At 68.9% G+C, this 17,432-nt stretch carries 13 protein-coding genes; 7 read left to right on the forward strand and 6 right to left on the reverse strand.

From position 1 onward, the window contains the following. The first annotated feature begins 77 nt into the window (after nt 1-77). Together ACIBGM_RS36180 and ACIBGM_RS36185 are read left to right on the forward strand one after the other, a co-directional pair. Nucleotides 78-2,453, forward strand: coding sequence for a polysaccharide lyase 8 family protein (locus ACIBGM_RS36180; protein WP_396388115.1), 2,376 nt, complete (start codon nt 78-80; stop codon nt 2,451-2,453). A gap of 211 nt (nt 2,454-2,664) precedes the next feature. Beyond that, complete coding sequence (locus ACIBGM_RS36185) at nt 2,665-3,957, forward strand: M60 family metallopeptidase (RefSeq protein ID WP_360532169.1); 1,293 nt, start codon at nt 2,665-2,667, stop codon at nt 3,955-3,957. Nucleotides 3,958-4,073: 116 nt separating this feature from the next. On the opposite strand, the gene ACIBGM_RS36190 is transcribed toward ACIBGM_RS36185, so the two are convergent. From ACIBGM_RS36190 to ACIBGM_RS36205, 4 genes are read right to left on the reverse strand one after another with little or no spacing between them, the layout of a single operon-like run. Continuing rightward, a complete protein-coding gene (locus ACIBGM_RS36190) occupies nt 4,074-5,333 on the reverse strand; it encodes an alpha-L-fucosidase (RefSeq protein WP_360532166.1) in 1,260 nt (419 codons plus the stop codon). Next, the gene (locus ACIBGM_RS36195; RefSeq protein ID WP_360532163.1) at nt 5,330-6,988 is read right to left on the reverse strand and encodes a hypothetical protein; all 1,659 of its coding nucleotides are present in this window, start codon (nt 6,986-6,988) and stop codon (nt 5,330-5,332) included. Before ACIBGM_RS36195 ends, ACIBGM_RS36190 begins: the two co-directional genes overlap by 4 nt. Before the next feature lie 9 nt (nt 6,989-6,997). Next, a complete protein-coding gene (locus tag ACIBGM_RS36200) occupies nt 6,998-7,891 on the reverse strand; it encodes a carbohydrate ABC transporter permease (protein ID WP_396388116.1) in 894 nt (297 codons plus the stop codon). Continuing rightward, a complete protein-coding gene (locus ACIBGM_RS36205; protein ID WP_396388117.1) occupies nt 7,888-8,754 on the reverse strand; it encodes an ABC transporter permease in 867 nt (288 codons plus the stop codon). Before ACIBGM_RS36205 ends, ACIBGM_RS36200 begins: the two co-directional genes overlap by 4 nt. Nucleotides 8,755-9,273: 519 nt before the next feature. Between ACIBGM_RS36205 and ACIBGM_RS36210 the strand changes: the two genes are divergently transcribed. The 5 genes from ACIBGM_RS36210 (at nt 9,274) to ACIBGM_RS36230 (ending at nt 15,905) form a co-directional block, all read left to right on the forward strand. After that, nucleotides 9,274-10,305 (forward strand): hydroxyacid dehydrogenase, encoded by a 1,032-nt coding sequence (locus tag ACIBGM_RS36210; RefSeq protein ID WP_360532154.1) that lies wholly within the window; start codon nt 9,274-9,276, stop codon nt 10,303-10,305. A gap of 77 nt (nt 10,306-10,382) precedes the next feature. Then, the gene (locus tag ACIBGM_RS36215; protein ID WP_396388208.1) at nt 10,383-12,302 is read left to right on the forward strand and encodes a DUF2264 domain-containing protein; all 1,920 of its coding nucleotides are present in this window, start codon (nt 10,383-10,385) and stop codon (nt 12,300-12,302) included. After that, the gene (locus tag ACIBGM_RS36220) at nt 12,262-13,359 is read left to right on the forward strand and encodes a LacI family DNA-binding transcriptional regulator (protein WP_396388118.1); all 1,098 of its coding nucleotides are present in this window, start codon (nt 12,262-12,264) and stop codon (nt 13,357-13,359) included. The genes ACIBGM_RS36215 and ACIBGM_RS36220 overlap by 41 nt, the downstream gene beginning before the upstream one ends. A 158-nt stretch (nt 13,360-13,517) precedes the next feature. Continuing rightward, nucleotides 13,518-14,837 (forward strand): ABC transporter substrate-binding protein, encoded by a 1,320-nt coding sequence (locus ACIBGM_RS36225; RefSeq protein WP_360532148.1) that lies wholly within the window; start codon nt 13,518-13,520, stop codon nt 14,835-14,837. Nucleotides 14,838-14,897: 60 nt separating this feature from the next. Next, nucleotides 14,898-15,905 carry a LacI family DNA-binding transcriptional regulator gene (locus ACIBGM_RS36230; RefSeq protein ID WP_396388119.1) on the forward strand — a complete coding sequence of 336 codons (1,008 nt, stop codon included), beginning with the start codon at nt 14,898-14,900 and terminating at the stop codon, nt 15,903-15,905. 3 nt (nt 15,906-15,908) lie between these two features. On the opposite strand, the gene ACIBGM_RS36235 is transcribed toward ACIBGM_RS36230, so the two are convergent. Beyond that, a complete protein-coding gene (locus tag ACIBGM_RS36235; RefSeq protein ID WP_360532142.1) occupies nt 15,909-16,745 on the reverse strand; it encodes a hypothetical protein in 837 nt (278 codons plus the stop codon). Nucleotides 16,746-16,749: 4 nt separating this feature from the next. Continuing rightward, the gene (locus tag ACIBGM_RS36240; protein WP_360532139.1) at nt 16,750-17,394 is read right to left on the reverse strand and encodes a hypothetical protein; all 645 of its coding nucleotides are present in this window, start codon (nt 17,392-17,394) and stop codon (nt 16,750-16,752) included. Nucleotides 17,395-17,432 lie beyond the last annotated feature (38 nt).

The following is a 17,432-nucleotide window of genomic DNA, read 5'->3' on the forward strand; positions in this document are numbered from 1 at the left end:
AGTTGTTGACGACCGTTGTGAGCATCGTGGAGGCTGTGCGGTAAGCGTTTACTGCCCGCCGCCCAGAGGAGTTCGCGATGCCGCCTTCCGTCAGCCGCCGCTTGTTGATCCAGGCGGGTCTCGCCGCCGGCGCCCTGACCGCTGCTGGTCTGCACGGCGCTGGGACCGCAGCCGCCGCCGACGAGTTCGACGTACTGCGCGATCGGTGGGCCGCGCTGAACACCGGTGGGGCGATCGACCCCAGCGATCCCGCGTACGCCGACGCCCTGGCCAAGCTGAGCGCGCAGGCGCAGGAGTTTGTCGACAATCTGATCGTCGACGCCGACCGGACCGCGCTCTGGCCCGACCTCCCGCTGAGCTCGACCTCCGGGAACTTCTCCATCAGCTACACCAGGCTGAAGACCATCGCGCTGGCGCGCGCGACGTCCGGCACCACGCTCATGGCCGACCCGGCCGACCAGCTCACGAGCGCTCTCGACTTCCTCTACGCGCGGGCCTACAACGAGACGCTGCCGGAGACCGGCAACTGGTGGTTCTGGGAGATCGGCGCGCCGCGCGCCCTGCTCGACACCTGCATCCTCGCGTACGACGCCCTGTCCGCCGAGCAACTGGCGTCGTACCTGAAGGCCGTGGACCGGTTCGTGCCCAACCCGAACCGGCGGACGAACTCGCCGAACCTGCGGGAGACCGGCGCCAACCGGGTCGACAAGGCGCTGATCGTGGCGCTGCGCGGCATCGTCGGCAAGTCGGCCGACAAGGTCGCCGCCGCCCGCGACGCGCTGAGCGACGTGGCGGAGTCCGGCAAGAACAGCGTCTTCACCTACGTCACCAGCGGCGACGGCTTCTACCGCGACGGCTCGTTCGTCCAGCACGGCAACCTCGCCTACGTCGGTACCTACGGCAACGTCGCCCTCGGCGGAGTGGCCAACCTGTTCTCGTTGCTCGGCGGGTCGAGCTGGCAGATCAGCGACCCGAACCGCGCGGTGATCCTGGACGCGGTCGAGGCGAGTTTCGCGCCGTTCATTGTCGACAATCTGATGATGGACTGCGTGTCCGGCCGGGCGATCTCGCGCGAACGCGCCGGCGACCACCGCCACGGGCACGGCACCACGTCGACCGTGCTGCTGCTCGCCGGTGGTGTCGTCGAGCCGTATGCGAGCCGATACAAGGCACTCGCCAAGGGCTGGATCATCCGCGACCGCCTCGACGACTACCTGAGTGGCGCGTCGATCCCCGAGATCTCCCGCGCCAAGGCCGTCCTCGACGACGCGCGCATCGCCCCGGCGCCGGCGACCCCCGCGCACTTCCAGTTCCACAACCAGGACCGCGTCGTCCACCGGCGCCCGGGCTGGACGTTCGCGATCGCGATGTCGTCGAAGCGAATGGCCCGCTACGAGTGGGGCAACGGCGAGAACCTCCGCGGCTGGTACGTCGGCGACGGCATGACCTACCTCTACAACGACGACCACGCCCAGTTCTTCGACGCCTTCTGGCCGACCGTCGACGCCCAGCGCATGCCCGGTACGACGGTCAGCACGAAGCCGCGACTTCCGCACGGTACCGGCGGTGGCACCGGGACGATCGCCGCGTACGCCGAGTGGGCCGGCGGAGCGTCGTACCGGAACAGGGCCGGTGCGGTCGGCATGCACCTGATCAACCACGACAAGACGTTGCAGGCCAGGAAGTCCTGGTTCTGCCTGTACGACTCGATCGTCGCCCTGGGCGCCGGCATCGCCGGAACCGACGGCTTCCCGGTGGAGACCGTGGTCGAGAACCGCAACCTGCACGAGGGCGGCACTGCGGCCCTCCTGGTCGACGGCCGCATGCAGGACGCCGATGCGTCGTACGACGATCCGCGCTGGGCGCACCTCGAAGGTGTCGGCGGGTATGTCTTCCCGCTGGGCGGTCAACTCCGCGCTCAGCGGGAGGATCGCACCGGCGCCTGGCGGGAGATCAACACCGGCAACGACACGGCCGGCTCGACGACGCCGTACACCCGTCGTTATCAGTCGCTCGTGCTCGACCACGGCACGGCAACCGGGCAGTACGCCTACATCCTGTTGCCCGGGGCAAGTGCCTGGCGGACGGCGCAGCGGGCGGCGGATCCCGGCGTGACCGTGCTGTCGAACACCGCAGAGGTGCAGGCGATCCGCTCGGGTCGCGATCAGCTCACGCTTGCCAACTTCTGGACGGCGGGGGAGGCCGGTGAGGTCACCGTGGACGGCCCGGCGTCCGTCGTCGTCGGAATGGAAGGCAGCACGATTCACGTGGCGGTGTCCGATCCCAGCCGGACCGTCCAGACGCTTCGTTTGATTGTCGACAATCGGATTGCTCGCGTGCTGACAAAGGACCACAGCGTGACAGTCGTTGCTGCAGGCAAGCAGATCGTGCTCGACATCGCCGTCGGCGGCAGTCGCGGCGCGACGCACACCGCCAGCTTCAGCCGGAGCTGAAGCCCCGGGCTGTAGCTCGGGCTGAACTCACAGATTCGCAAGCAACCGGGGCCGGCAGAAAGGGCCGGCCGGGTCGCCGGGTGCTGCATCGATCCCATCCCCGCCCCACCGCCCCGGTCGGGCAACAACCCAGGAGGTTCTGATGCCGCACGTCCGACCACCCCTTTACTCCAGGCGACAGATCCTGTCCGCCGCCGCGGTCGGTGCAGCCATGACCGCAGTACCCGTGACCACAGCCATGGCTGCCCGTTCCAACGTGACGGAAGAGCTGTGCCACACGTTCGTGATCCAAGCTCTCCCGTCAGCGCGGACCACAGAGCTCGAGCGAACCCAGAACAGCTTGAGCAACACCGAGCTCCGCACCACCGGCTTCTACCTACCGGCGGACACCCCGCTCAACGTCCTCGTCCACCAGGGCAGCCTCGCCCCGACCCTGGTCGTCGGTGCACCGGACGCGGACGCCCGCAAGGAGTTCAAGGCACCGCGCCAGTACCCGCTCCAGCTCGGCCGCAACACCGTCACCGACGCCGGCGGCGGGGTCGTCTACCTGAAGCTGATCGGCGCCACCGGCCAGGCGAAGGTCAGCCTCGGCGACACCGTACAGCCGATGCCGTACTTCGTTCTCGGCCGGACGTCGGAGTCCGAGTTCCAGCGCCAGCTCGACGAACGCACCACGCCGTACGTCGAGCTCGTCGCACCGCACACACTGATCACCATCGAGCGGAACTCGGCGCTCACCTACCGCACCGAGAACCACGCCACGCTGCTGTCGACGTACGAGGAGATCGTCCGGATCGAGGACCAGGTCAGCGGTTTCGACGGCTCGTCGCCGCTGCACGTCAGGCAGCCGCATCCGTACCACATCGTCGGCTACCCGTCGGCGATCACCGGCGTCGGCGCGTACGCGACGCACGGGCACATGTCGTTCCCGCCGCCGATCCAGGACCGGATGCTCACGGTGGAAGGACTGCGGACGCGTGGATGGGGCATCTACCACGAGCTCGGGCACCAGCATCAGCAGATCACGTACAAGCCGAGCTCGCTCACCGAGGTGACGGTCAACATCTACTCGTTGGCCGTCAACGCGGTGTTTGCCACGAAGTACGGCCAGCAACCGCGGTTGCATGCGCCGGACGCGAAGACCGGGCTGACCCCGTGGCAGAGCGCGCCGGGCAAGCTGCGGCAGCCGGGGGTGGACTACGGCAAGACCTTCGATCCGTACGAGAAGCTGGTGATGTTCGAGCAGCTTCGGCTGGCGTTCGGTGACAGCTTCTGGCCGAACTTGCACAAGCTGGTCCGGGTCGAGCGCCCGTACGCCGGGAGCTACACGGACGAGGCGTTGCGGCTCCGGAACCTGGTGGTGTTGTCGAGCAGGACCGCCGGGTACGACCTGCGCGACTTCTTCCGCGCCTGGGGCGTCCCGGTCGACGCCGAGGCCGTCGCCCAGCTCGATGCACTCGGCCTGAACCCGCCGCCTGTTGACCCGACGACGATCCGGCAGTAAGACAAAGACGAAGGCACCCACCGGGTCGAGGTGGGTGCCTTCGCCGTTCCAGGGGAGCACCGCCCGGGGAGCAGCGCTGCAGGAGGCACGCTCGGGGGAGCAGCGCTCCGGTGAGCTCAGTCCCGGAGGAAGAGCTCGATGACCGGGATGTCCGGGGCAGGCGCGTGGTTGGGGAGTTTGAGGGTGAGCGTGTTGTCGGGAAGGCCGGCCAGGTACGTGTGCCCGGGCGCCGAGGGGTCGACGGTCACCCGCTGAACCTCCGAGGCGTCGTGCAGGAACTGGGCGTAGGCCACCTTGTCGCCGAGCCCGGGCAGGTGCAGATGGCCCATCGGCCACGCGAACAGATGCAGGTAGAGCCGGTTGCCGTTCTGCGTGTACCGGCAGTCGGCCGGCGGGACGTACGCGCTAGGACCGCACGCCCGCACCGACCGCTCGTGCAGCCGCATCCAGTCGCCGACTCCGGACAGTACGGACAGCGCCCGGGGTTCCCACGCCCCGCGCCCGTTCGGTCCGACGTTGAGCAGCATGTTGCCGCCCTTCGAGACCGAGTCGACCAGCATCCGGATCAGCAGCGCCGGCGATTTCCAGTCGTGGTTGTCGCGGTGGTATCCCCAGCTGCCGTTCAGCGTCTGGCACGCCTCCCACGGCACCTGCGTACCGTTGCCAGCAGCAACCTCGTTCCCCGGCGGCTGGACCTGCTCGGGAGTGGTGAAGTCACCGCTCCCGAGCCCCAGTCGATTGTTGACAAGAATCCCGGGCTGCAGCACCCGCGCCATCGCGAGCAGCTCCTCGGAGCGCCACTCGTCCGGCCCCTTCGCGTTGAACCCGCGACCGGCGTACGAGAAGTCGAACCACATCACGTCGATCTGCCCGTAGTTGGTCAGCAGCTCACGCACCTGACCATGCAGGTAGTCGGCGTACTCGGCAACGTCCCGATCCGCCGTCCGGTCGATGAAGTCCACGTCCCCGCGCTGCGGGTGGTAGAGATCCACCGGGAACGACGGATGGTGCCAGTCGAGCAGCGAGTGGTAGAGCCCGATCCGGAACCCGCGCGCCCGGAACGCGTCGACCATCGGGGCGAGCAGATCCTTGCCCCACGGCGTGTGCGGCGCCGAGTACGACGTCAGCTTCGAGTCCCACAGGCAGAACCCGTCGTGATGCTTCGTCGTGATGACGAGATACCGCATGCCCGCGTTCCAGGCGTCCTCGGCCCACTGCACCGGGTCGTACAGATCGGGCGAGAAGTGGTCGAAGTACGGCTGGTAGTCCTCGTCGGTCAGCCGTTCGTACGACTTCACCCACTCGTGCCGGGCGGCGGCCGCGTAGATGCCCCAATGGACGAACAGCCCGAGGCGTGCCTCCGTCAGCCAACTCATCGCGGGCTCGCACCGCCCAGCGCCGACTCGAACTCGGCACGGATCTTGTCCCCGCCGTCCTTCGCCCACTTCTTCACCGCCGCGTCGAACGCGCTGATCGGCTTCCGGCCGGCGATGACGTCGTTGCGTACGTCGGTCAGCGCCTGACCGAGGTCGCCGCCGGACTTGTCGTTGGCCGGCGAGATCAGCGAGGCGGTCGGGTCCTTGACGACCATGCCGATCAGCTTGGTCAGATCGGCGTGCGCCTTGTCGACGTACGTCGGGTCGGACGCGTTGAACAGTGCCTGCGGGGGACCGGCGATGTACTTCCACGGCACGGTCAGCTCGGCCTCACCCTTGGCTGTCTGCTTCGGGTTGCCGGTCGCGTCCCGAGTGAAGTCGACGCCCTCGACGCCGTACGTGAGCAGCAGGTTCTCCGTGCTGCCGAACGGCGCGGCGAAGAAGTTGGCCACGCCGAGCAGCTCGCGCGCCCGGGCCTCGTCGGCCTTCTTCATCAGCGTGTAGGCGAACAGGATGTTGTCCGACCAGGTGTTCGCCTTGCCGCCGGCCGGGGCCATCGGCACGAACGCTCGCGGGTCGTTGGCCGGGTCCAGCCGCTTCAGGTCCTTCAGGTAGTCCGGGTACGCCGGGAAGCCGTCGTACACGAACGCTCCCTTGCCGGCCTTGAACGCGTTCTTCCGGGCCTGGCTGTCGATCCCGTCCGAGCCCGGTACGACGACACCGGCCTTGACCAGCCCGACCGCGAACTCGAGCGCGGCCTTGTACTCCGGCGTCTCGAAGCTGCGGACCAGCTTGCCGCTCTCCAGCCGCCAGCCGTTCGGGACGCCGAACATCTGCTGGATCATCGTGAAGAACGTGTTGCCCTTCGAGTTGACGATCGCCCAGCGGCCTTCCTGCGGCTTGGTCAGCGCCTTGCACGCGGCCAGGAACTCCTCGGCGGACGTGGGGTACGCGACCCCGGCCTGGTCGAGGTGGCGCTGGTTGTAGAAGCCGGCGCCGCCGGTGATGCTGCGCGGGATCGGCAACCCGTACAGCTTGTCGTCGACCACGCACGCCTGCCAGATGACGGCCGGAACGTTGGCTAGGTTCGGGTAGTCCTTCACCTTGTCACCGGACAGGTACGGCGTCAGGTCCGTGCACTTGGCCGCCAGGAACGCCGGTAGATTGTTGACAACTGACGGATCGGACAATAGGACAAGGTCCGGCAGTTCGTTCGCCGCCAGCACGGTCTGGAACTTCGTCTCCCAGTCGCTGGCCGGGACGATGGTCAGGTCCAGGCTGCCGCCGAGCGCGCGCTCGACCTCCTGCCAGGCGGTGTTCTTGTCCTTGGACGGCGGCAGCGGGTCGAAGATGTTGGTCATCACCGTCACCTTGCCGCCCTTCAACGGCGGCTGCGCGACGGTCTTGACCAGGTCCTTCGGGTAGCTGCGGAACGCCGGCGGCACACCGTCCGCGGTCCCCGGCAGATCCGGCTTCGGCCCGGCGAAGGCGACGTACGTCGGCAGCGTCAGGGACGAGGCCCGGGCGGTTCCGGACGCCGTACTGCCGTTGCTGCAGGCAACCAGCGTGGGTACGCCGGCGGCGCTCATCACGGCGACGCCGACCGCGCTGCGCAGGAAGCTCCGGCGGCTGAGGCCGGCCGATGAGGTGGTCACGGTTTTCTCCTAACCCTTGATGGCACCGGTGAGGACGCCCTTGGTGAAGTAGCGCTGAAGGAACGGGTAGACGCAGAGGATCGGGACGAGCGCCACGACGACGACCGCCATCTGCACGGCCTGGATCGACGCCACCGCTTCGCCGGGGGACTCGGCGCCCGCGCCGACCGGCTGCCCCTGCAGCACATAGAGCCGCAGGACGAGTGGCAGCGGCCATTTGTCGGTGTCGCTGAGGTAGAGCAGTGCGTTGAAGAACGCGTTCCAGTGGCCGACCGCGTAGAACAACGCGACCACGGCCAGCACCGCCTTCGACAGCGGCAGCACGATCCGCAGCAGGATCGCCAGGTCGCCCGCGCCGTCGATCCGGGCGCTGTCGATCAGCTCGGCCGGGATGTTCTGGAAGAAGTTGCGCAGCACCAGGAAGTTGAAGGCGCTGACCAGCCCGGGCACGATCAGGGCGGCGTACGTGTCGTAGAGGCCGAGCTGCTTGACCAGCAGGAAGTTCGGGATGATGCCGGCGCCGAACAGCATCGTGAACAGTACGGCGGTCAGCACGAACCGCCCGCCGACGATCAACCGGCTCAGCCCGTACGCGAGTCCGATGGTGACGACGAGGTTGAGCGCCGTACCGATCACTGTGATGCCGGCGCTGACCAGCAGCGCGTGGCTGACCACGCCGCCGGCGAAGATGGTCCGGTACGCCGCCAGCGTCGGCTCGGTCGGGAACAGTGGGATGATCCCGCCCCGGCGGACGATCTCCGGTTCACTGGCGAAACTGGTCGCGATGATGTTCACGAACGGGTACAGCACCAGCAGGCAGACGACGACGATCGCCAGCGCCTTGAACGCCAGCCCGGCTCGCGACGGCGGCTCCATCCACGGTGGCCGCTGAGACGACGTCATCGGCGGTAGATCCCTTCGTGGCCGAAGCGGTGGGCGAGTTTGTTGGCGCCGAGGATGAGGACGAGGCCGATCAGGCCCTTGACCAGGCCGACGGCGGCGGCTGGTCCCCACTGGCCGTCGAGGACGCCGTGGAAGTAGACGTAGGTGTCGAGCACCTCGGCGGCATCCGCGCCGACCGCGTCGCGCTGCAGCAGGATCTGCTCGAAGCCGACCGACAGGATGCTGCCGAGGTTGAGGATCAGCAGCAGCAAGGTGACTGGGACGATGCCGGGCAGCGTGACGTGCCAGAGGCGGCGCCAGCGGCTCGCGCCGTCGATCGCGGCCGCCTCGTAGTGGTCGGTGTCGATGTTGAGGAGGGCGGCGAGGTAGATGATCGTGCCCCAGCCGGCGTCCTTCCAGATCAGCTGCAGGGTGACCAGCCACGGGAAGAACTCCGGGCTCGTCATCAGGTCGACCCGGGGCAGGCCGAGCTCGCCGAGCACCTGCGGGAGCAGGCCGGTGCCGCCGATCAGTTGCTGGCTGATCGAGATCAGGATGACCCAGCCGATGAAGTGCGGCAGATACACGACGCTCTGCACGAACCGGCGGACCTTCGAGCTCAGGATGCTGTTGAGCAGCAGCGCGAGGCCGATCGGCGCCGGGAAGAACAGCACGAGTTGGAGCAGCGCGAACTTCAGGGTGTTGAGCAGGGCGCGGTAGAAGTCCGGCTCGGCGAACACGGCGAAGTTGCCGAGCCCGACCCACGGGCTGCCGCGGAAGCCGAGGTACGGCTGGTAGTCCTGGAAGACGATCACGTTCCCGAGCAGCGGCACGTAGTGGAACACCACGAAGAACAAGAACCCAGGCAGCACCAGCAACAACATCGTCCGATCCCGCCGCAACCGAACCCCCAACGAAAACCGCACCCCCGAGCCCCCCGACCCCCGCCCACCCGACGCGCCCCCACCCCCAGCCGAGGGCCGCGCCGAACGACGCCTAGCTGACGCACCCACATCCCCACCCGACCCGACGGACGCGCCGCCAACGGAGGCCGGTCCGCGCCGAGCCGCACCTCCCCGAGACAACCCACTCGCGCCACCCGCCGAGTCGCGGCCCGCTGGGCTGACGTCGGCGTGCGCGGAGTCGTGGGGAGTTGGAGTGGCGCCGGGGTGCGCCGAATTGGGGTCGGCTGGGGTGGTTGGTGGGGGAGCCGAGGGGGGTGCGGGGTGGGCCGGGGGTGGGCGGCGGGGCATGGTCCTCCTCGATAGTAACCGTTTGCTGTGGGGATGAGAGCTCAACTTAGGGACGGGTTTGGTTGGTGTCAAGGGCGTTCGGGAATCAGCCTTGACCGGGCTGGCGACGCACGTCTACGGTTTTCTGTAACCGTTTACTAGGAGTGATTCGTGCCGAACCATCACGCCGCCACCCGGATTCCCACCCTGGTGGCGATGCCGGAAGCGACCTGGGCGCAAGTTGTCACCCCGCCGGTGCGGGACCGCCTCGAACGCGTCGCGGAGCCGCTCGGCCTGCAGGACGGCGTACCGGTACTGCGCGAGTCGTTCGAGCCCGTGCGTGCCGAGCTGGCCGAGGCGGAGGTGCTGCTGACCGGTTGGGGTTGCCCGCCGATCACCGCGGACCTCCTCGACGCCGCGCCGAAGCTCCGGGCGATCGTGCACGCGGCCGGCACGATCAAGACCTTCGTCGACCCGGTCGTGTTCGAGCGCGGGATCGCGGTGAGCTCGGCGGCAGCGGCCAACGCGATCCCGGTCGCGGAGTTCGCGCTCGCCGCGATCGTGCTGGCGGGCAAGCGCGCGTTCCGCCTCCGCGACTGGTACCGGACCGTCGACGACAGCCGCCCGTTGCCGGGAGCACCGATCGTCGGCAACCTCGGTACGACGATCGGCGTGCTGGGCGCGTCGCGGACCGGCCGGCTCGTCCTCGAGCGGCTGCGTGGGCTCGATGTCGACGTACTGGTGAACGACCCGTATCTGAGTGAGGCCGAGGCGGCTGCGTTCGGGGCGCGGTGGTGTGATCTGAAGACGTTGTTCAGTGGCAGCGACATCGTGAGTCTGCATGCTCCGTTGCTGCCGGAGACTCGGGGGATGGTGTCGGCCGAGTTGCTGGCCGCGATGCCGGATGGGGCCGTTCTGATCAACACGGCACGGGGTGGGTTGATCGACCACGGGGCACTCGAGCGGGAGTGTGCTTCGGGGCGGATCGATGCGGTGCTCGACGTCTCCGATCCCGAGCCGCTGCCGGCCAGCTCTCAACTCCTCCAGCTTCCCAACGTCTTCGTCACGCCGCACCTGGCCGGTGCCATGGGCAACGAAGCGGTCAGATTGGGGGAGGCCGCGGTGGCGGAGATCGAGCGGCTGGCCGCCGGACTGGACCTGGCCCACGGCATCGACTGGGCAGACCTCGGACGCATCGCATGACAGCCACTCCCCAAAACCAGCGACCGTCCCAAGGCCAGTCGCCGTCGCCGGACGGACGGTGGTTGTCGGGCGGGGCGGTGGAGGAGCGGTTGCCGGGGGCGGATCGGTTGCCTGTCGGGCGGCGGCCGTCGGAGGGGCTGCGGTTGCCGGCGCCGGATCGGGCGTTGTCTTCGCGGACGGGGTATACGCGGGGGACCTGGCTGGCGGTGGCTGATCACCTGCTCGACTCGTTGGGCCCGTGGTTCACGCCTAGTGGGGCGCAGGTTCGGTTGCCTGGGCGGGGGAGTTGGTCGGGTGCGGACTGCGATGGTTTGGAGGGCTACGCGCGAAGCTTCCTGCTGGCAGCGTTCCGGATCGCGGCCACCGAGGGCGACGACCGGCTGGTCGAGCGGTACACAAGAGGCCTGATCGCCGGGGCGGCCGGCGAGTGGCCGCGGCTGACGCCGTGTTCGCAGCAGATGGTGGAGGCCGCCGCGATCGCGGTCGGGTTGCACGAGTCGCGGGCCTGGCTGTGGGACCGGCTGGACGGGCCGGACCAGCAGAAGGTGGTCGACTGGCTGTCCGGGTTCGTCGGCTCCAAGACGTGGGACAACAACTGGCGCCTGTTCCAGGTCGTCGGAGAGCAGTTCCTCGCGTCCGTCGGAGCGCCGTACTCGCAGGACGACATCGACAGCGGCCTCGACCGGATCGAGGACTGGTACGTCGGCGACGGCTGGTACACCGACGGCGACGGTCAGAACTTCGACCACTACATCGGCTGGGCGATGCACCTCTACCCAGGACTCTGGACCCGGATGGCCGGTACGGCGGCCGACGAGCGGCTGACTGTCTATCGCGACCGGCTCCGGCGGTTCCTGGAGGACGCAGTCCACCTCGTCGGCGCCGACGGCGCGCCCGTCCACCAGGGCAGGTCACTGTGCTACCGCATGGCCGCGGCAGCGCCGTACTGGATGGGCATGCTCCTGGACGCCTCGCCACTGGCGCCAGGCCAGACGCGGCGGGTCTGCTCTGGCATGTTGCGGCACTTCGTGGACCACGGTGTGCCGGATGAGCGTGGGCTGTTGTCGCTCGGGTGGCATCACCACTTCCTGCCGGTGACGCAGTCCTACTCCGGACCGGGGTCGCCGTACTGGGCGTCAAAGGGCTTCCTAGGGCTGTTGCTCCCGGCCGAGCATCCGGTGTGGACCGACCGCGAGGAGGCGCTGCCACTCGACCAGGACGACCAGGTCCGGGCGATGCCGGCGCCCGGCTTCCTGCTACAGGGCACGCGGCACGACGGCATCGTCCGGCTGCTCAACCACGGCAGCGACCATGCTGCGCCCGGTGAGGGCGAGCCGCCTGCCGACCACCACTACGACCGGCTCGCGTACTCGAGTCGCACCGGGCCGGAACTGTCGGCCGACCGGATCGACAACCACGTTGCCCTCGTCGGTCCAGACGGGACCAGCCAGCGTGGCAGGATCCGGCGGATCGCGGTGGACGGCCGACGCGCAGCCTCCTGGTGGAAGGCGGGCGCATGGCGGATCGAGGTGGCATCAGTAGTCCTCGGCCGGGTGGAAGTGCGCTGCGTCCTGGTCGACGGGCCTGGCGGAGTGACGATTCGCCACGGCGGCTACGCCATCGCCGACCAACACCAGCAGCAGGCGACCACTGCCGGCACCTGGGCACAGACGGTCCGGACCGATCGCCTCACCTCGGTGGTCGTCGGACTCAATGGGTACGACGAAGCCGGCGTACGGCGGGGCCTCGACACGAACGCGTTCGGGCCGCACTCGGCGACGCCGTACCTGGTCCGCCGAGAGCATCCCGGCGGCCCGGTGCTGCTGGTGTCGGCGGTGGTACTGTCCGGCGACACGGTGTGGCCCGAGGCTCTGGCCGAGGCGATCGAGGTCGAGGTGGACGGGCTGCGCTGCGTCATCCGGATGGCGGGAGGACCTGAGGAGGAGGTGGTGATGGATGGCGGCGGAACCCCCGCGGCCGCGGGCGAAACGTCGTGACCCCGACGCGGCCCGGACCATCCGGGACGTGGCCAAGCGCGCCGGCGTCTCCACGGCCACCGTCTCCAGGGTTGTCAACGGCAACTATCCGGTCGCGGCGGCGACCCGGGCCGCGGTCGAGCGCGCGATGCGCGAGCTCGGCTACGTGGTCAACGCGCACGCCCGGGCCCTGGCTGGATCGACCACCCGCGTGGTCGGCATCGTGGTGAACGAGATCGTCGACCCGTTCTTCGCCTACATCGCCCGCGGCGTCCAGTCCGAGGCGGTCGCCTCCGGACGGCTCTGCCTGGTCTGCTCGACCCAGGGCGACCAGTCGGCCGAGCTCCGGTTCGTCGACCTGCTGCTGGAGCAGCGCGCGGACGCGGTGATCCTGGTCGGCGGCGCGGTCGAGGACAAGGAGTACTTCGCCGCGGTCAGCCAGCGGGCCCGGCAGCTCAAGGCGGCCGGCTCGAGCCTGGTGCTCTGCGGGCGACCGGGACTGTCCTCGGACCAGTCGGCGTACGCGGTGGAGTACGACAACGCCGGTGGAGCGGCGGCGATCACCGACCACCTGCTGAACGCGGGCCACACCCGGATCCTCTACCTCGGCGGCCCGACCGCGCTGTCCACGACGACCGCTCGGCTGCGTGGTTTCGAGCAGGCGCTCCAGGCGCGCAAGATCCCGTTCGACCCGGCGCTGGTCCGCACCGGCGCGTTCGGCCGGCAGTGGTCGTACGAGCAGACGCTGCGCGCGCTCGACGACGGCCTCGACTTCACCGCGGTCTTCGCGGCCAACGATATCGTCGCGGCCGGCGTCTACGCGGCCCTCCGCGACCGCGGGCTGTCGGTCCCGGACGACGTCTCGGTGGTCGGGTACGACGACGTGCCGGTGGCGACCGAGCTGCAGCCGGCGCTCACGACCGTCCGGGTGCCGCTGGAGGAGCTCGGCCGGGCGGCGGTCCGGGCCGGGCTGTCCGGGCAGGACAAGAACGCGGACCCGTTCGCCCACCAGCAGCCGGTGGTGACCCTGGGCACCGTCGTCGTGGTCCGCGACTCCGTCGCCCCACCACGCTCCTGACTCTCACTCTCTGTGAGTGATCGGCGGGGTTCGCTCCGTGACCGGTGTCTCAGTGTGACCGCGAGGTGCTTGACACAACCGGTTGGGACGCTCGAAACTCAGCACACTTTCGCGATCCGAGAGCGCTCTCAACTCCGTCCAGTTCCAGGGAGCTTTCCATGCGGCCCAGTGCCGGCTGCCGCCCCGTCGCGGCACTCCTCGCCTGTGGCGTCCTGCTGCTCGCCTCCGCCTGCGGTGCAACCGGCACGACCGATGCCTCGAGCAACGAAACAGACGGTCCGCGGATCGAGCTGACCATCGCCACCTTCAACGAGTTCGGGTACGACGACCTGTACCGCGAGTACGAGGCCCTGCACCCGAACATCAAGATCGTCCAGCGCAAGGCGCCCACCATCGACGCCCACGTCAAGAACCTGGACACCAACCTGGCCGCCGGGTCGGGGCTCGCCGACATCGAGGCGATGGAGATCAGCTGGATCTACAACTACCTGGCCAAGGCGGACAAGTTCGTCGACCTGCGCGAGTACGGCGCCGACGAACTGAAGGATCGCTGGCTGGACTGGAAGGTGTCCGGCGCGACCACACCCGAGGGCAAGATCATCGGCTACGGCACCGACATCGGGCCGGAGGCGATCTGCTACCGCAAGGACCTGTTCGCCAAGGCCGGGCTGCCGACCGACCGGGCCCAGGTGGCCAAGCTGTTCCCGGACTGGTCGTCGTACTTCGCCACCGGGCGGAAGTTCAAGCAGCGGGTGCCGGGCTCGGCCTGGTACGACTCCGCGGTGCTGACCTGGGAGGCGATGCGCAACCAGCTGATCCAGGCCTACTACTCGAACCAGGACCGCTACCTCGGCGCGGAGAATCCGCTGCTGAAGCGGACCTGGGACCAGATCGTGCAGGGCAGCGCGGACGGCCTGTCGGCCAAGCTGCCGGCCTGGAGCGACGCCTGGAACAAGGCGTTCCGCACCGACGCGTTCGCGACCATGGCCTGCCCGGGCTGGATGCTCGGCGTGATCCAGGACAACGCGGGCACGTACGGCCAGGGGAAGTGGGACGTCGCGGACGTGTTCCCCGGCGGAGGCGGCAACTGGGGCGGCTCGTACCTGACCGTGCCGAAGCAGTCGCCGCAACCCGAGGAGGCGGCCCGGCTGGCCGCCTGGCTGACCGCGCCGGAGCAGCAGGTCAAGGTGTTCAAGAAGGTCGGCTCGTTCCCGTCCACACTCGACGCGTACGACGACCAGCAGGTGAAGAGTCAGGTCAACGCGTACTTCGGCAATGCACCGGTCGGCCAGATCTTCATCAACCGGGCGAAGAACGTCTTCCTCAAGCAGCACAAGGGTCCGCGTGAGGGCGAGATCAACCAGATCTTCAGCGCCGCGCTGGCCCGGGTCGACGAGGGCAAACAGGCCCCGCAGGCCGCCTGGAAACAGGCTCTCGACCTCGCTGACAAAGCCGCCAACACGAGAACGAAGGGCTGAGCGATCAGACCGGGAAAGTAATACGGTGTGAAGGTCAGTCAGTCGTCCAGAGGAGGACCGATGAAGGACTCTGGTTCTCCGACATTGGAGCAGGTCGCGGCGCTTGCGGGAGTCTCGCGCGCCACGGTGTCGCGGGTCGTGAACGGGTCGCCCAAGGTGCTTCCGGACACCGTGGCTGCGGTCGAGCGGGCGATCGGGCAGCTCGGCTACGTGCCCAACCGGGCCGCGCGGGCACTGGTCACGCGCCGCACCGACTCGGTGGCGATCGTCGTACCGGAACCGGACAGCCGGGTCTTCTCCGACCCGTTCTTCGCCGGCATCCTGCGCGGCGTCAGCCTGACCCTCGCGCCGACCTCGTCGCAGCTCGTGCTGCTGATCGAGCCCGCCGAGGGGGACGACCAGCGCCTGCTGCGCTACCTGCGCGGCGGCCACGTCGACGGCGCGATCATCGTCAGCCACCACGGCCGCGACAACGTGCTGCAGGAGCTGGCGCAGTTGCCGCTCCCGATCGTGTTCAGCGCCCGGCCGCTGGGTGTCGACGTACCGGTGGCGAGTGTGGACGTGGACAACGTCGCCGGCGCGCGGACCGCGGTGGAGTACCTGCTGTCGATCGGGCGCCGCAAGATCGGGACGATCGCCGGGCCGCTGGACATGACCGCCGGACTGGACCGGTTGACCGGCTACCAGGAAGTGGTGAAGGAGGCCGGGCTGACCGAGGCCGTTGCCTTCGGCGACTTCACCGCGGACGGCGGCGAGCAGGCCGCGCTCCGGCTGCTCGGCGAGTTCCCCGACCTGGACGGGCTGTTCGTCGCCAACGACCTGATGGCGACCACGGCGCTGCGGGTCCTGTCGCAGCGCGGCCGGCGGGTGCCGGACGACGTCGCGGTGGTCGGGTTCGACGACTCGGTGATGGCGACCACCACGACGCCGAAGCTGACCACGGTCCGGCAGCCGGTGGAGAAGCTCGGCGCCCGGCTGGCCGAGATCCTGCTCGCCAAGATCGGCGGTGCGGACCTGACCAGCCCCGAGATCTACGACACCGAACTGATCATCCGCGACTCGGCCTGAGCACTACGGCGGATCGTTCTGGAACTGGAACTGCACGCGCACCGAGCTGTCCAGCGGTACGACGACAGTCGTGTTGGACGCGTTCCACTGCTGCGGCACCAGGAACAGCCGGTCGTCGCCGACCACGAGCAGGCGTAGCCCGCGGTAGCGGTAGTTGAAGGTCTGGCCCGCACCCGGCCGCAACGCGGTCTCCTCGAGCCCGGGGGAGCGCAGCGCGAGCTTCTCCTTGGTGTCGAGGATGACGACCGGGAACTTGTCCAGGTTCTCCGCGTCCGCCTTGGCCAGGCCACGCCCGGAGTACTGCGCCGTCGTCGCCGTCGCCCAGAACGCGCAGGTGACGGTGACGACCACGAGCAGCGCGATCAGCGCCGTCTGGCCGCCGTGCTGCGGGTTCAGCTTGCGCCGGACATAGGTGAGGTACGCCAGCGTGGCCGCCGCCAGACCGATCACGGTCGGCACGACGAGGGCGTAGTACGGAAGCTGTCCGATCAACGGGAAGGCCAGCAGACCGATGACGCCGATCAGCAGGAGTACGACGGTCGCCCGCGAGGCCCGCCGTACGCCGACCTCGGTCGGGTGGATCGCATTGTGCACGAGCAGGCCCGCGACCGCGAGCAGAGTCATCACCAGCAGCGGAACGAGCAGCGGCTGCGGGCTGCGCATCACGTACTCCTGCGTGCTCAGGCCGACCGTGTCGACGTCGATCCCGAAGTACTCGTACTGCGATCGCGCCGACACGTAGCCGAAGTAGAACAGCAGCGCGGTGATCAGCGTGACCAGCGGGAGTACCTTCCCCGCCAGACTCAGCCAGCGCTCGAGCTGGGAATCCTGCTCCGCCATCCGGTCAGCCGCCCGACGGTGTCTCGACGGGCGTCTCGGGTGTCTCCGTGGGCGGATCGGTGGGCGGCTCGGTGGTCGGGTCGGTCGTCGGGGTCTCGAGGACGCGGGGCTCGAACTCGACCCTGTCCTGGTCGTCGTCGACCAGGCTGTTGCAGTAGTCCTGGGTCTCGCAGGTCGCCTCGATCGGGATGATCAGCCGGACGTTGCGAGTGCTGTTGGCAACCTGCCGGGCGCCGACGTAGCAGGTGCTGAGCCTGTCGGTCTTCCACTCGACGTTCGCGCAGGGGGGCTGCTCGTCGCCGTCGCAGGCGGACTGGTCGAGCTCGAAGACCCCGGTGGGATCGAGCGTGGGCGTGCCGAGCTTGAGCGTCGTGCCCGCGGGCAGTGGGTTCCGGCCCAGCCAGTTGACGTCAGCGCAGTGCTTGACGCCGTCCTCCCTGGGGCTCCCGCCGCCGATCGGAGCTGTGGCGATCGAGATCGCCGGTTGGCGGCGGGTGGGCTGGGTGGTCTCCGGTGTGGTCGGATCGAACGACGGCTCGCCGGTCGAGGTGGTCGGCGCCGGTGATGGCGAAACCTCGCCGCTGGGCGTGTCGTCACAGCCGCCGGCCAGCAGGGCGACAACTGCGACCGCCAAAGCAGCTCTGCCCATGACGACCACCCCCAGCTACAGAATGACGCCGCTTGGTG

Source organism: Kribbella sp. NPDC050470 (assembly GCF_044458365.1).
GTDB lineage: Bacteria > Actinomycetota > Actinomycetes > Propionibacteriales > Kribbellaceae > Kribbella.